Annotated in this window: 12 protein-coding genes; 5 read left to right on the top strand and 7 right to left on the bottom strand. The window is 70.8% G+C overall.

Going from position 1 to position 13,026, the window contains the following annotated elements; genetic code table 11:
- Window positions 1-82: 82 nt before the first annotated feature.
- Window positions 83-1,516: a DUF2637 domain-containing protein gene (locus tag ACWEQO_RS30435; protein WP_452985959.1), complete on the top strand. Its 1,434-nt coding sequence runs from the start codon at window positions 83-85 to the stop codon at window positions 1,514-1,516.
- Between the two features lie 270 nt (window positions 1,517-1,786).
- Here ACWEQO_RS30435 and ACWEQO_RS30440 read toward each other — a convergent pair whose 3' ends face one another.
- Window positions 1,787-2,272, bottom strand: a complete 486-nt coding sequence (locus ACWEQO_RS30440; RefSeq protein WP_361458567.1) for a hypothetical protein — start codon at window positions 2,270-2,272, stop codon at window positions 1,787-1,789.
- A 275-nt stretch (window positions 2,273-2,547) separates the two neighbouring features.
- Window positions 2,548-4,299 carry a lysine--tRNA ligase gene (lysS, locus tag ACWEQO_RS30445; protein ID WP_452985960.1) on the bottom strand — a complete coding sequence of 584 codons (1,752 nt, stop codon included), beginning with the start codon at window positions 4,297-4,299 and terminating at the stop codon, window positions 2,548-2,550.
- A gap of 188 nt (window positions 4,300-4,487) precedes the next feature.
- Here lysS and argS point away from each other — a divergent pair, with 188 nt between their 5' ends.
- On the top strand, window positions 4,488-6,245 hold the full coding sequence (gene argS / locus ACWEQO_RS30450) for an arginine--tRNA ligase (RefSeq protein WP_452985961.1): 1,758 nt from the start codon (window positions 4,488-4,490) through the stop codon (window positions 6,243-6,245).
- Window positions 6,246-6,313: 68 nt separating this feature from the next.
- Here the strand turns inward: argS and ACWEQO_RS30455 are convergent, their stop codons facing one another.
- Window positions 6,314-6,775 carry a peptidoglycan-binding protein gene (locus tag ACWEQO_RS30455; RefSeq protein WP_452985962.1) on the bottom strand — a complete coding sequence of 154 codons (462 nt, stop codon included), beginning with the start codon at window positions 6,773-6,775 and terminating at the stop codon, window positions 6,314-6,316.
- A 288-nt stretch (window positions 6,776-7,063) separates the two neighbouring features.
- On the opposite strand from ACWEQO_RS30455, the gene ACWEQO_RS30460 reads away from it, so the two are divergent.
- Entirely contained in the window at window positions 7,064-7,918 is an 855-nt protein-coding gene (locus ACWEQO_RS30460; protein ID WP_452985963.1) for a peptidoglycan-binding protein, read from the top strand.
- 4 nt (window positions 7,919-7,922) lie between these two features.
- Window positions 7,923-8,108, top strand: coding sequence for a hypothetical protein (locus ACWEQO_RS30465; protein WP_361458557.1), 186 nt, complete (start codon window positions 7,923-7,925; stop codon window positions 8,106-8,108).
- Window positions 8,109-8,158: 50 nt separating this feature from the next.
- Here the strand turns inward: ACWEQO_RS30465 and ACWEQO_RS30470 are convergent, their stop codons facing one another.
- The 3 genes from ACWEQO_RS30470 to ACWEQO_RS30480 all read right to left on the bottom strand — a co-directional run bounded on the left by ACWEQO_RS30470 (window position 8,159) and on the right by ACWEQO_RS30480 (window position 10,926).
- Entirely contained in the window at window positions 8,159-9,025 is an 867-nt protein-coding gene (locus tag ACWEQO_RS30470) for an SAM-dependent methyltransferase (RefSeq protein ID WP_452985992.1), read from the bottom strand.
- Window positions 9,026-9,189: 164 nt separating this feature from the next.
- Entirely contained in the window at window positions 9,190-10,194 is a 1,005-nt protein-coding gene (gene hemB, locus ACWEQO_RS30475; protein ID WP_452985964.1) for a porphobilinogen synthase, read from the bottom strand.
- Window positions 10,195-10,257: 63 nt separating this feature from the next.
- Window positions 10,258-10,926, bottom strand: coding sequence for a TetR/AcrR family transcriptional regulator (locus ACWEQO_RS30480; protein ID WP_452985965.1), 669 nt, complete (start codon window positions 10,924-10,926; stop codon window positions 10,258-10,260).
- A gap of 113 nt (window positions 10,927-11,039) precedes the next feature.
- Here ACWEQO_RS30480 and ACWEQO_RS30485 point away from each other — a divergent pair, with 113 nt between their 5' ends.
- Window positions 11,040-12,374: an NAD-dependent succinate-semialdehyde dehydrogenase gene (locus ACWEQO_RS30485; protein WP_452985966.1), complete on the top strand. Its 1,335-nt coding sequence runs from the start codon at window positions 11,040-11,042 to the stop codon at window positions 12,372-12,374.
- A gap of 8 nt (window positions 12,375-12,382) precedes the next feature.
- On the opposite strand, the gene ACWEQO_RS30490 is transcribed toward ACWEQO_RS30485, so the two are convergent.
- Entirely contained in the window at window positions 12,383-12,973 is a 591-nt protein-coding gene (locus tag ACWEQO_RS30490; RefSeq protein WP_452985967.1) for a hypothetical protein, read from the bottom strand.
- Window positions 12,974-13,026 lie beyond the last annotated feature (53 nt).

A 13,026-nucleotide genomic window follows, 5' to 3' on the forward strand; every position in this document is an offset into this window, starting at 1 on the left:
TGATACGGAACCGGCCACCCGTCCTCCGCACATATGTGCCACTCTGTTGCGCGCAACAACACGCAAGAGGAGGGGAGTACGGGTGGCCGCGCCCATTCAGCTGACACGGACGCACCGGGTTCTCATCGGCGTGGTCGTCGCCGGAGCCGTGATCATCGCCGGGATCGGCTTCGCGGGTTCGTACGCGGCCGTCCGTGAGCTGGCCCTGCAGAAGGGCTTCGGGAACTTCAGCTACGTGTTCCCGATCGGCATCGACGCCGGTATCTGCGTCCTGCTGGCCCTGGACCTGCTGCTGACCTGGATCCGCATCCCCTTCCCGCTGCTGCGTCAGACGGCGTGGCTGCTGACGGCGGCCACCATCGCCTTCAACGGCGCGGCGGCCTGGCCGGATCCGCTCGGTGTGGGGATGCACAGCGTGATCCCCGTCCTGTTCGTGGTGTCCGTGGAGGCCGCCCGGCACGCGGTCGGCCGGATCGCCGACATCACCGCCGACAAGCACATGGAGGGCGTCCGCCTCACCCGGTGGGTGCTGTCGCCGATCCCCACGTTCCTGCTGTGGCGGCGGATGAAGCTGTGGGAGCTGCGCTCCTACGAGCAGGTCATCAAGCTGGAGCAGGAACGTCTCGTCTACCAGGCCCGGATGCGCTCCCGCTTCGGCCGGAGCTGGCGCCGCAAGGCCCCGGTGGAGTCCCTGATGCCGCTGCGCCTGGCCAAGTACGGCGTCCCCCTCGCCGAAACGGCCCCGGCGGGTCTGGCGGCGGCCGGCATCGAACCGGCCGTGCTCCCGCCGGACCCCGGGCACCGGACGGCGGCCGTGGACGGCGGCCCGGCCGTGACGTCCTCGGCGCCCGCCCTGCAGCAGGCGGCCCCTCCCGCCGAACGGCGCCCCGAACTGACGGGCGACCCCGGCGCCGCGGACCCCAGGAACTCCCAGACCCCCCAGGCCCTTCAGGAGTCCCAAACTCCCCAGGCCGCCCAAGCCCTCCAGGACCTCCGCAAGTCCCCGGCCGCGCAGGAGCCCACGGCCCAGCCCCCGTCCGACCGGCAGCCCGCCCCGGACCAGAACCAGTGGCTGCACGCCCGGGACCCGCAGACCGTCGAGTACCACGGCGGCTACGACCCCGCGTACGACCCGGACGCCGCGTACGCCCAGTGGTACGCCGAGCAGGAGCAGGCCGAGCAGTACCGCCGGCAGTTCGAGGAGGCGCCCCCGCTGCAGGAGCCGTCCCCGGAGGACACCGGCACCTTCCCCATCCCGGTCGGCCCCGGCCGCACCCGTGAACTGGGCGAGGGCGGCGGCCCTCCGGAGCCCCAGGTCCAGGCCCCTGACACCGAGGAGTACTACCGGCTGTTCAAGCAGTCGATAAGCGGCGGCGGCTACCCGACTCCGCGCGAGTTCGGCGAATACGTCGAGGCGACGTACGGCCACGCCCTGCTGGACGCCGACGCCAAGCGCATGGTCCTGGACTTCCAGAACCGCCACTCCCTCGAGCTGGAGGAAGACCACATCGCGTGACCCGCACGCAGGCGAGTGCGCGGTACGACGACGGGGCGAACAACCGTGCGTCCTGCCCTGACCGTCGGCCGCCGCGCTCGGCCTCGGCCTGCTGGACGCACCGGGCTGGCACGACGTCGCCCGCAAACGCCTGCAGGCTGGGGAATCCCTCAGCCTTGCCCTGCTGTCAACGGTCTGCGAAACCGCATGAGCGAACCGCCGTCCACAAGCACAAGGCTTCTGGACGGCGGTCGCGTCCGTCAAGGGGTAAGGGGTAAGGGGCACCGGTGCCTACGGCTTCACCGGATCACCGTTCCCCATGCTCAGCCACCACACATCGTCGTCGCGGGTGAGGTCGAGCACCTGCTGCCGGCCGTCACTGAAGCGGAGTTCCACAGTGGCCAGGCCCGGTGCGACGGGGTCGGCCACGACTGCTTCGACCGGCTTGTCGGCGTGTGCGCCGAACTCGACGATCAGGCGTTGTGCGGCCTTCTCCCGGCCGGTGTACCACGGGGCACCGACCCCGGCCAGGTCCGCAGCGTCACCGCCCCGGAGGCGTTGGACGTACACCTCGAGGAGCAGTTCGACCTCGCGAGCGACCTCCTCGGCCTCGGGGTAGGTGGACTCCGCGGCGCGGACCGTCACCTTCACCTCGGGGGTGTCCCGCAAGGCGTAGGGCGCCGGTTCACGGAGCAGCCACCATGCGAGAACGCCTCCGCCCAGACACAGGGCGACGAGTGCCGCCATGAGCGACTTGGCTCCTGAGGTCTTGAGCATCAGTACCACTCCGGCCTGACACGGGGGATGTTCGCCCACGTGCTCCTCCGGCTCCGGATGTAGGTGTCGAGACGCTGGTTGGGTCTATGTCCCTTCTTCATGCTGGATCCCCCCCATTCACGGAAAAGAATAGGGAGTGCCCTGACCAGGCACCGGAAAGGCCGACGGGGTGACGGCTAGTCACTCGACCCGCACGCGGACGAGCGCGCACACGAGGACGGGGGCGCCCGGTGTCTCACCGGGCGCCCCCGTCCTCGTGCGTGTCGATGTGCCGGTCAGTGACCGAGCAGCCTCCGTACCCGGTCCTGCCCCACCGCGAGCAGCAGGGTGGGCAGGCGCGGACCGGTGTCACGGCCGACCAGCAGGTGGTACAGCAGCGCGAAGAACGACCGCTGCGCGGTCTTGATCTCCGCCGGCAGCTCCTTCGGCGTGGCGTCCGCGGGGAAACCGGCCTGCACCTTGGGCACCCCGTACACGTGGTGCGTGAGCCCGTCCAGCGACCAGTGGTCGGCCAGCCCGTCGACCAGCAGCCGCAGCGACTCGCGCCCCTGCTCGTCCAGCGACTTCAGCAGCTCCTCGTCCGGCTCCGTACGGACGATGGTCCGCTGGTCGGCCGGGACGTGGAGGGAGATCCACGCCTCGGCCTTGTCGTAGCGCGGCCGCGCCTCGTCCAGGGAACCCAGCGGGTTCCCGGGGTCGAAGTCGCTGAGGATGCGCAGCGCCTGGTCCGGGTGCCCGCCGGTGATGTCGGCGACGGAGGCGAGGGTGCGGTACGGCAGCGGCCGGGGCGTCCTCGGCAGCGCGCCGCTCGCCGTGCCCACCGCGCGGGAGTGCGCGGCGACGTCGGCGGGCAGCGCGGTGCCCTCGGCCACCTTGGCGTCGAGCCGGTCCCACTCGTCGTAGAGGCGCTGGATCTCCTGGTCGAAGGCGATCTTGAAGGACTGGTTGGGCCGGCGGCGGGCGTACAGCCAGCGCAGCAGCTGCGGCTCCATGATCTTCAGCGCGTCGGCGGGGGTCGGCACACCACCGCGCGAGGACGACATCTTGGCCATGCCGCTGATGCCGACGAACGCGTACATCGGGCCGATCGGCTGCTTGCCGCCGAAGATCCCGACGATCTGCCCGCCGACCTGGAACGACGACCCCGGGGACGAGTGGTCGACGCCGGACGGTTCGAAGACCACGCCCTCGTACGCCCAGCGCATCGGCCAGTCGACCTTCCAGACCAGCTTGCCGCGGTTGAACTCGCTCAGCCGGACCGTCTCCGAGAAGCCGCACTCGGTGCAGGCGTAGGTGAGCTCGGTGGAGTCGTCGTCGTAGGCGGTGACGGTGGTGAGGTCCTTCTCGCAGTTGCCGCAGAACGGCTTGTACGGGAAGTAGCCGGCGGAGCCGAGGCTGCCGTCGTCCTCGGCGGCGGCGCCGGAGCCCTCCGCCGCCTCCAGCTCGGCCTCGTCGACCGGCTTCTGCTGCTGCTTCTTCGCCGGGGCCGCGGCCTTCTTGGTGCGGTACTGGGCGAGGATCGCGTCGATGTCGCCGCGGTGCTTCATGGCGTGCAGGATCTGCTCGCGGTAGGCGCCGGAGGTGTACTGCTCCGTCTGGCTGATCCCGTCGAACTCCACGCCCAGCTCGGCGAGCGACTCGATCATGGCGGCCTTGAAGTGCTCCGCCCAGTTCGGGTGCGCCGAGCCCTTGGGAGCCGGGACCGAGGTGAGCGGCTTGCCGATGTGCCCGGCCCACTCCTCCTCGTCGACGCCGTCGATGCCCTTGGGCACCTTGCGGTACCGGTCGTAGTCGTCCCAGGAGATCAGGTGCCGGACCTGGTGGCCGCGGCGGCGGATCTCGTCGGCGACCAGGTGCGGGGTCATGACCTCGCGGAGGTTGCCGAGGTGGATCGGACCCGACGGTGACAGTCCGGACGCGACGACGACGGGTTTGCCCGGGGCCCGACGCTCCGACTCCTCGATGACGTCATCCGCGAAACGGGAGACCCAGTCGGTGGTCTCGGTGCTCTGAGCCACGATCGGCACGTCCTTCTTTCTGCTCGGGCAGCCGGTACGGTCGCACGGCTGACCCTTCCATTCTCCCAGCCCGGACCGCATCCGCGAAAACCGCTTTTCACCGGTGCTCCGGAGGAGCGGGCCAGGAAAACGCCGTGCCGCCCGTGGGATACTGACCAGGTCTATCTGAACCCACGAGGAGAACGGCACTCACCCCTATGGCCTCGGTCACATCGCTCACCGATCTCGTCAACCGGCAGCTCGCGTCCGCCCTCTCCGCCACCCGGCCGGAGGCGTCCGCGGACCCGCTGCTGCGACGAAGCGACCGGGCGGACTACCAGGCCAACGGCATCCTGGCGCTGGCCAAGAAGGCGAAGGCGAACCCGCGGGAGCTGGCCGCCGAGGTCGTGGCGCACATCACGACCGGTGACCTGATCAAGGACGTCGAGGTCTCCGGCCCCGGCTTCCTCAACATCACCGTCGCCGACCGGGCGATCACCGAGAACCTCGCCGCGCGGCACGCGGACGGCGAGCGCCTCGGCGCGCCGCTGAACGAGAACGCGGGCGTCACGGTCGTCGACTACGCCCAGCCGAACGTGGCGAAGGAGATGCACGTCGGCCACCTGCGGTCGGCGGTCATCGGCGACGCCCTGCGCGCCCTGCTCGACTTCACCGGCGAGAAGACGATCGGCCGGCACCACATCGGCGACTGGGGCACCCAGTTCGGCATGCTCATCCAGTACCTGTTCGAGCACCCGGGCGAGCTGGCCCCCGCGGACGAGGTCGACGGCGAGCAGGCCATGAGCAACCTGAACCGCGTGTACAAGGCGTCGCGCGCGCTCTTCGACTCGGACGAGGAGTTCAAGGAGCGGGCCCGGGGGCGGGTCGTCGCCCTCCAGTCCGGTGACAAGGAGACGCTCGAGCTGTGGCAGCAGTTCGTGGACGAGTCGAAGGTCTACTTCTACTCCGTCTTCGAGAAGCTCGACATGGAGATCCGCGACGAGGAGATCGTCGGGGAGTCCGCGTACAACGAGGGCATGCCCGAGACCGCCCGGCTCCTGGAGGAGACGGGCGTGGCGGTGCGCTCCGAGGGCGCGCTCGTGGTGTTCTTCGACGAGATCCGCGGCAAGGACGACCAGCCGGTCCCGCTGATCGTGCAGAAGGCCGACGGCGGTTTCGGCTACGCGGCCTCGGACCTGACGGCGATCCGCAACCGCGTCGTCGACCTGCACGCGACCACGCTGCTGTACGTCGTCGACGTGCGCCAGTCGCTGCACTTCAGGATGGTCTTCGAGACGGCCCGCCGGGCCGGCTGGCTGAACGACGACGTCACCGCGCACAACATGGGCTACGGCACGGTGCTCGGCGCGGACGGCAAGCCGTTCAAGACGCGTGAGGGCGAGACCGTACGGCTGGAGGACCTGCTGGACGAGGCGGTGCAGCGGGCCGCGCAGGTCGTACGGGAGAAGGCGCGGGACCTCACCGAGGACGAGATCCGGGAGCGGGCCGCACAGGTCGGCATCGGAGCGGTGAAGTACGCGGACCTGTCGACGTCGCCGAACCGGGACTACAAGTTCGACCTCGACCAGATGGTCTCCCTGAACGGCGACACGTCGGTCTACCTCCAGTACGCCTACGCCCGTATCCAGTCGATCCTGCGCAAGGCCCCCGACGGCGTACGCCCCTCGGCGCACCCGGAACTGGCCCTGCACGAGGCCGAGCGGGCGCTGGGCCTGCACCTGGACGGGTTCGCGGAGACGGTGGCGGACGCGGCGCGGGAGTACGCCCCGCACAAGCTGGCCGCCTACCTGTACCAGCTGGCGTCCCTGTACACGTCGTTCTACGACAAGTGCCCGGTGCTGAAGGCCGAGTCGCCCGAGCAGGTGGCCAACCGCCTGTTCCTGTGCGACATCACGGCCCGCACCCTGCACCGGGGCATGGCCCTGCTGGGCATCCGGACCCCCGAGCGGCTCTGATCCGCACCGACGGCACGAGCGCGGCCCGTTCTCTCCCCGAAGAGAGGACGGGCCGCGGCCGTGGGCGCCTAGTACGTGTTCACGCACCAGTTGGCGAAGGTCTTGAACGCCGCCTGGGTGCCCGAGCCGGCGACTCCGTCGATCGCGCCGGTGTAGCCCCAGCCGTTGTTCTTCAGGAAGCGCTGGAGTGCCGAGACCGTCCCGCTGCCGACGACCCCGTCGATGGCGCCGGTGTAGCCGTGGTGCGTCTTGAGCATGCGCTGGAAGGCCTTCCAGCTGTTGGGGCCGAGCTCCCCGTCGATCGAGTCGGTGTAGTTCCAGTTCGCCCGCAGCCAGCGCTGGACGCCCTTGGCCTGGGTGGCGTTCAGGCCGAGGTTGACCACCGCGAGCGGAGCGACCGCCTCGGCACTCGCCACGGCCTTGGTGTCCTGCGCCGGAGCCGCGAAGCTGGTGCCCGCGGTGGCCAGGCCGCCGGCGGCGATCCCCACAGCCGTAGTGACGCTGACGAGCGCCTTGGTCATGGCTCGCATGACTGTCCCCTTCGAATGGGCGGTGCCGACCGGAGCGGCCGGCTCGGAAACGAGACTGCCGGGTCGGTGCCGGGCCCGGCCACGATTGCCGCTGAAGTGACGACGGCACGGGACACCCCGGTACGGGACCTGCGGGGCCGTGTCCCGCCGGGACGGTGCCGCGGGACGGGGCGGGACGGGCGATGGCCGAATCGACGTGGGGGCGGGAACCGCGTCACCGGGCACACTGTGGATGCTGCCGCACAATGCGACGGGGACGGAACCGAGCACACGCGAGTGGGGGGGAGCATGTCGCGTTGGAAGGGCTTGCCCGCGGAACTCGATCCGAGCGTCCGGAACCTGGTGGTGCGATTACGGCGGCTGAAGGACCACAGCGGGCTGAGTCTGCGGCAGCTCGCGGCGAAGACCGGCTACAGCTCCTCGTCGTGGGAGCGCTACCTCGGCGGCAGGTCGCTGCCGCCCCGGGACGCCGTCGAGGCGCTGGCGTCGGTCACCGGCGAGGAGCCGACCCGGCTGCTGGCCGTGTGGGAGGTCGCGGCGGAGGCATGGAGCGGCCGCACGGCGACGGCGCCTCCGGGTCCGGCCCCGGCTGCCGCTCCGGCTCAGGCTCAGGCTCCGGAATCCGTCGCGGAACCCAGGAGTGCGGAGCCCGAAAGGGCGGAACCCGTCGAACCCGTCGATCCGATCGGTCCCGCCGCCCCCGCGGCTGAACCGACGCGCGGGCGGGCCTTCCACGTGGCGGTCGCCGCTGGGCTGGCTTCCGTCGTGCTGGCCGCGTCGGCAGTGGTGGTGCTGGTCGGCAGGACGGGCGCGGACCGCGATCACGGCGTCGCCGCGCCGTTCGCCTCGCCGCCCGCGTCACCGGGGTCCGCGCCCGCCTACACCTGCCGGGTGAAGCGGATCGACGGCCTCTGGTACGCGGGGCTGAGCGCCACGCGCGACGCGATCGTGGCGAACGGTCACGCCGGTCCGGAGGCCGCCGAGGTGCAGTGTCTGCTGGTCCGGGCGGGCTACTCCCCGGGGGACGTCGACGGCATCTTCGGACCGAGGACCGAGCGGGCCGTCAAACACCTGCAGGTGGACGCCGATCTGGTCGTGGACGGCGTCGTCGGCCCGCACACCTGGGGGGCCTTGCGGCAATGACGTCATGGGCGACCGGGTGGAGCTGACCGCGGCCGGCCCCACCCGCTCCGCCGAGATCATGGACTCCCTCGACGCGAAGGCGTACGTCTGCACCCCGAGGACGAGCCCCCGCCCCGGCACGGTCGTACGGGCCTGCTTCCACTCCGAGAGCCGGAACGAACCGGAGTGCCACGAGGCCACCGTGCCCTGAACGCTTCTTCCCTCACTCGTCACTCGTACTCGACGGAGAAGGCGCCGCCCTCACTCCTTCGTTCCCGTCGCCGCGTAGACGTTGATGTCGTCGTCCGTGACATCGTTGATGTCCGCGTACCGGATCCGCTCGATGGGTTCCAGGCTCTCCAGGTAGGCGGCCTCCGGCTGTTCGGGGGCGGGCGCCGCGTGGTCGGGGCGCCAGCGGTGCACGGGGACGACCCCCGGCTCGTCGATGCCGAGCGAATGCTCGGTGAAGAACCGCTCGATCTCCGCACGGGTGCGCAGCACGAAGGTGAACCCCCTCTCGGTGTAGGTTCGTTGTACCGCGCGGATGTTCTCCGGGTTCAGGTCCTCGGTGATGTGGCTGAGCACCACACGGCTGCCGGACGGCAGCGCTTCGACGAGTTCACGCACGATCGGGTACGCCTGCTCGTCCTCGACGAAGTGCAGCACGGCGACCAGGCAGAGAGCGATCGGCTGGTCGAAGTCCAGTGTCTCGGCGGCCTTTTCGAGTATGAGGGCGGGGTTGTCGAGGTCGGCGTCGATGTAGTCCGTACGTCCCTCGGGCCCGCTGTCGAGCAGAGCGCGCGCGTGCGCCAGCACCACCGGGTCGTTGTCGACGTACACGACCCGCGACGCGGGGGTGATGCGCTGGGCTATCTGGTGCACGTTCTCCCCGGTGGGCAGCCCGGTGCCGATGTCGAGGAACTGGCGGACGCCGTCCTTCCCGGCCAGAGCGTTCACCGCGCGCCGCAGGAAGTCCCGGTTGTGCCGCACGTCGAGATACCCACGCGGGTTCGCGGTCAGCGCGGCCGCCGCCGCGGCCAGGTCCGCCTCGTAGTGGTCCTTGCCCCCGAGGAAGACGTCGTAGACCCTGGCCGGATGGGCCTTGCTGCTGTCGATCCTCCTCCGCAGCCCGGAGGGGTCCTGGCTGAGGACGTCACCGGGTACGGCGTCTCCCTGAAGAGTCGGTGGTCAGATCGACAACGGGGCTGTGCCGCCGAGCAGTTCGACGACACAGCCCACATCATTGCCGATCAAGTCCCCCAACTACAGAGCGACTTGAGCATGCGGAGACCCTACTGCGCGTCACGCCCCAGTTTCTGCGCGACCTCGGTGGCCCAGTAGGTGAGGATGTTCTGCGCGCCGGCCCGCCTGATGCCGGTCAGGGTCTCCAGGATCGCCCGGTCGCGGTCGATCCAGCCCTTCTCGGCGGCGGCCTCGATCATCGAGTACTCCCCGGAGATCTGGTACGCGGCCACCGGCACGTCCACCGCGTCCGCGACCCGGGCGAGGATGTCCAGGTACGGACCCGCCGGCTTGACCATCACCAGGTCGGCGCCCTCCGCCAGGTCCAGCGCCAACTCCCGCATCGACTCACGGACGTTGGCCGGGTCCTGCTGGTACGTCTTGCGGTCGCCCCGGAGCGAGGAGCCGACGGCCTCGCGGAACGGCCCGTAGAAGGCGGAGGCGTACTTGGCGGTGTAGGCGAGGATCGCGACGTCCTCGCGGCCGATCTGGTCGAGGGCGTCACGGATGACGCCGATCTGCCCGTCCATCATCCCGCTGGGCCCCACCACGTGGGCGCCCGCGTCGGCCTGCACCTGCGCCATCTCGGCGTACCGCTCGAGGGTCGCGTCGTTGTCGACCCGCCCCTGATCGTCCAGGACCCCGCAGTGCCCGTGGTCCGTCGTCTCGTCGAGACAGAGGTCGGACATGACGAGCAGGTCGTCGCCGACCTCGGCCCGCACGTCCCGCAGGGCGACCTGGAGAATCCCGTCCGGGTCGGTGCCCGCCGTGCCCAGGGCGTCCTTCTTCGACTCCTCCGGAACCCCGAACAGCATGATCCCGGAGATCCCGGCCGCCACCGCCTCGGCCGCCGCCTTCTTCAGGCTGTCGCGCGTGTGCTGCACCACCCCCGGCATCGCCTCGATCGGCACCGGCTCGGTGACCCCCTCGCGGACGAAGGCCGGGAGGATGAGGTCGGCGGGGTGCAACCGCGTCTCGGCGACCATCCGGCGCATGGCGGGGGTGGTGCGCAGACGCCGGGGCCGGGTACCGGGAAAAGATCCGTACGTGGTCATACCCCCCACGCTACGCCCGCCCGCCCCGTACCTTTACCGACGTCGAGTCGGCCCGGCTCGCCGTCAGCGCGGCCCGAGCTCTCCGGACGCCAGCCCCAGCTCGGCTTCCGCGAGGGTACGGGCCATGTCCGCGATCGGGGCGGCCCGGTGCCCCACGCCGGTGTTGACGTAGGCGCTGGTCCCGTCGATCGCGACGTGGATGCGGACGGCGGACGCCCAGGGGTCGGCGCAGCGGAAGTCCCCCTCCGCCACCCCGGTGGCGACCACCCGCTCGATCCGCCGGCACCAGAGCAGGTCCTGCTCGACGACGTGCTCGCGCAGGACGGGCCGGTAACGCGCCAGGTGCCGGGCGTTGAGCCAGAGCCTGCTGACGTCGTCGAAGTCGGCGCTCGAGGTGAGCGAGAAGAGCCGCCGCAGCACACGCACCGCATCGCCGGGCCCGGGGGCGGGGGCAGGCGCAGGTGCGGGGCCCGGGTCGGCGGGCGGCTCCGGCAGCAGGCTGTCGAGCTCCGCCAGGGTGGCGCTGGTGAAGGCCTCGGCGACCAGTCTGTCGGCCGCGGGGAAGTAGTGGCCGACGAGCCCGGGCCGGACGCCGAGCTCGTCGGCGACCCGGCGCAGGGTGACGCACTCCAGTCCTTCGACCAGCCCGATCCGCGCGGCGGCGGTGACCATCTCGCTGCGGCGCTCGGCCGGCGCCTTGCGGACACGCTTTTCCGGACCCCTTGACGTCATGCCGGGGATGTTATTGAGTGAACGACCAATAAGATAATCGGGCTCTCCGGCCGCACGCCCACCGCGTGCGGCCGGAGAGCCCTACTCCCATCCCACTTCTCCCCGGAGCCCTGATGTACGCCGTCACCGACCCCACCACCGGCGAAGTCGCCGAGCTCTACCCGACCGCCGGTGACGCCGAGGTCGAGGCGGCCCTCACCGCCGCCCACGCCGCCACCGCGTGGGGCCGTACCAGCACCGTCGCCGAACGCTCCACCCTGCTGCGCCGGCTCGGCGACCTCCACGCGGAGCACCGGGCCGAGCTGGCGGCGAGCATCGTGCGCGAGATGGGCAAGCCGCTCGCGGAGGCCGAGGGCGAGGTCGACTTCTGCGTCGACATCTACCGCTACTACGCCGACCACGCCGAGGAGTTCCTCGCCGACGAACCGCTCGACGTCACCTCCGGCCCCGGCAGCGCCGTCATCCGGCGCAGCCCGCTGGGCGTCCTGCTCGGGATCATGCCGTGGAACTTCCCGGCCTACCAGGTCGCCCGCTTCGCCGCCCCGAACCTCGCCCTGGGCAACACCATCGTCCTCAAGCACGCCCCGCAGTGCCCGGCCACCGCGGCACTGCTGGAGCGGCTGTTCACCAAGGCGGGCTTCCCGGAGGGCGCGTACGTCAACGTCTACGCCACCAACGAGCAGATCGCCGGGGTCATCGCCGACCCGCGCGTCCAGGGCGTCTCCCTCACCGGCTCGGAGCGGGCCGGTTCCGCCGTCGCCGAGATCGCCGGACGCCACCTGAAGAAGGTCGTCCTCGAACTCGGCGGCTCGGACCCGTTCATCGTGCTGTCCACCGACGACCTCGACGCGGTCGTCGACGCCGCCGTCGCCGCCCGCCTGGACAACACCGGCCAGGCCTGCAACGCCGCCAAGCGGTTCGTCGTCGTCCAGGACCTCTACGACGCGTTCGTCGAGAAGTTCACCGCCCGCCTGCTCGCCGGCGCGACCGGCGCTCCCCTGTCGTCGGCCGCCGCCGCCGAGAACCTGGGCCGCCAGGTCGACGAGGCCGTCGCCGAGGGCGCCACCCTGCACACCAAGGGCGAGCGGCACGGCGCCTACTTCCCCGCCGGGGTCCTCACGGGCCTCACCACCGACCACACCGCCGCCCGCCGGGAACTCTTCGGCCCGGTCGCCATGGTCTTCCCGGCCGCCGACGAGGACGACGCCGTACGCCTCGCCAACGACACCCCCTACGGCCTCGGCTCCTACGTCTTCACCACCGACCCCGCCCAGGCCGAACGCGTCGCCGACCGCATCGAGGCCGGCATGGTCTTCGTCAACGGCGTCGGCGCCGAGGGCGCGGAACTCCCCTTCGGCGGCATCAAGCGCTCCGGCTTCGGCCGCGAACTCGGCCGCCCGGGCACCGAGGAGTTCGTCAACAAGAAGCTGATCCGCACGGTGGCCTGACGACGCCGTCAGCCATGGGCCCAGGCCCGCAACGGGCAAACGTCCCAGGAGAAGCGCCGTAATCGCGCTTGTTCGACGTGCGTGGCCGTATCCCCGTAACCGCCGTTGAGGTGACGTCCGAGGATGACGACGGCCACGCTGCCCGCACCGGCGGCCTTCAGCGCGGCGGCCGCCGACTGGGCATGGTTGCCGGTGGTCCAGGTGTCGTCGATGAGCAGGACGTTCTCTCCCCAGAGCACCGATGACGCATAACGTGCGGACGACGCGCCACGGCCGAGGGCGACTGCTGCGGGCGTCGGCCTGAGCAGGTCACGGTGGCGGTCGCGTGTGACACCGACCATGGTGGCAACCATGGTCTGCAAAGGGTGATCCGCACGACCGCTCGTGCTGGGCACCGTGGTGACGACGTCGAATCCGGGAACGGCGCAGTGCTCGGCGATGCAGACCTCGTGCAACACGAGGAAACGCCAGAGAACGGCTGCCAACCCCGTGCGAAAGTACTGCTGCTGAGGTCCTGCGGTGTTCTTGTAGCGCCACAACTCGTTCGCGTACTGCTCACCTTTGAGGGCCAAGCTGACCGGTACAACGGCATCGGCCACTCCCGTACCGAGAATCCTGCCGGTTTCACGGCACGGCCAGCACGTCGGGTACC

The sequence above is a fragment of the Streptomyces sp. NPDC004051 genome, from assembly GCF_053604275.1.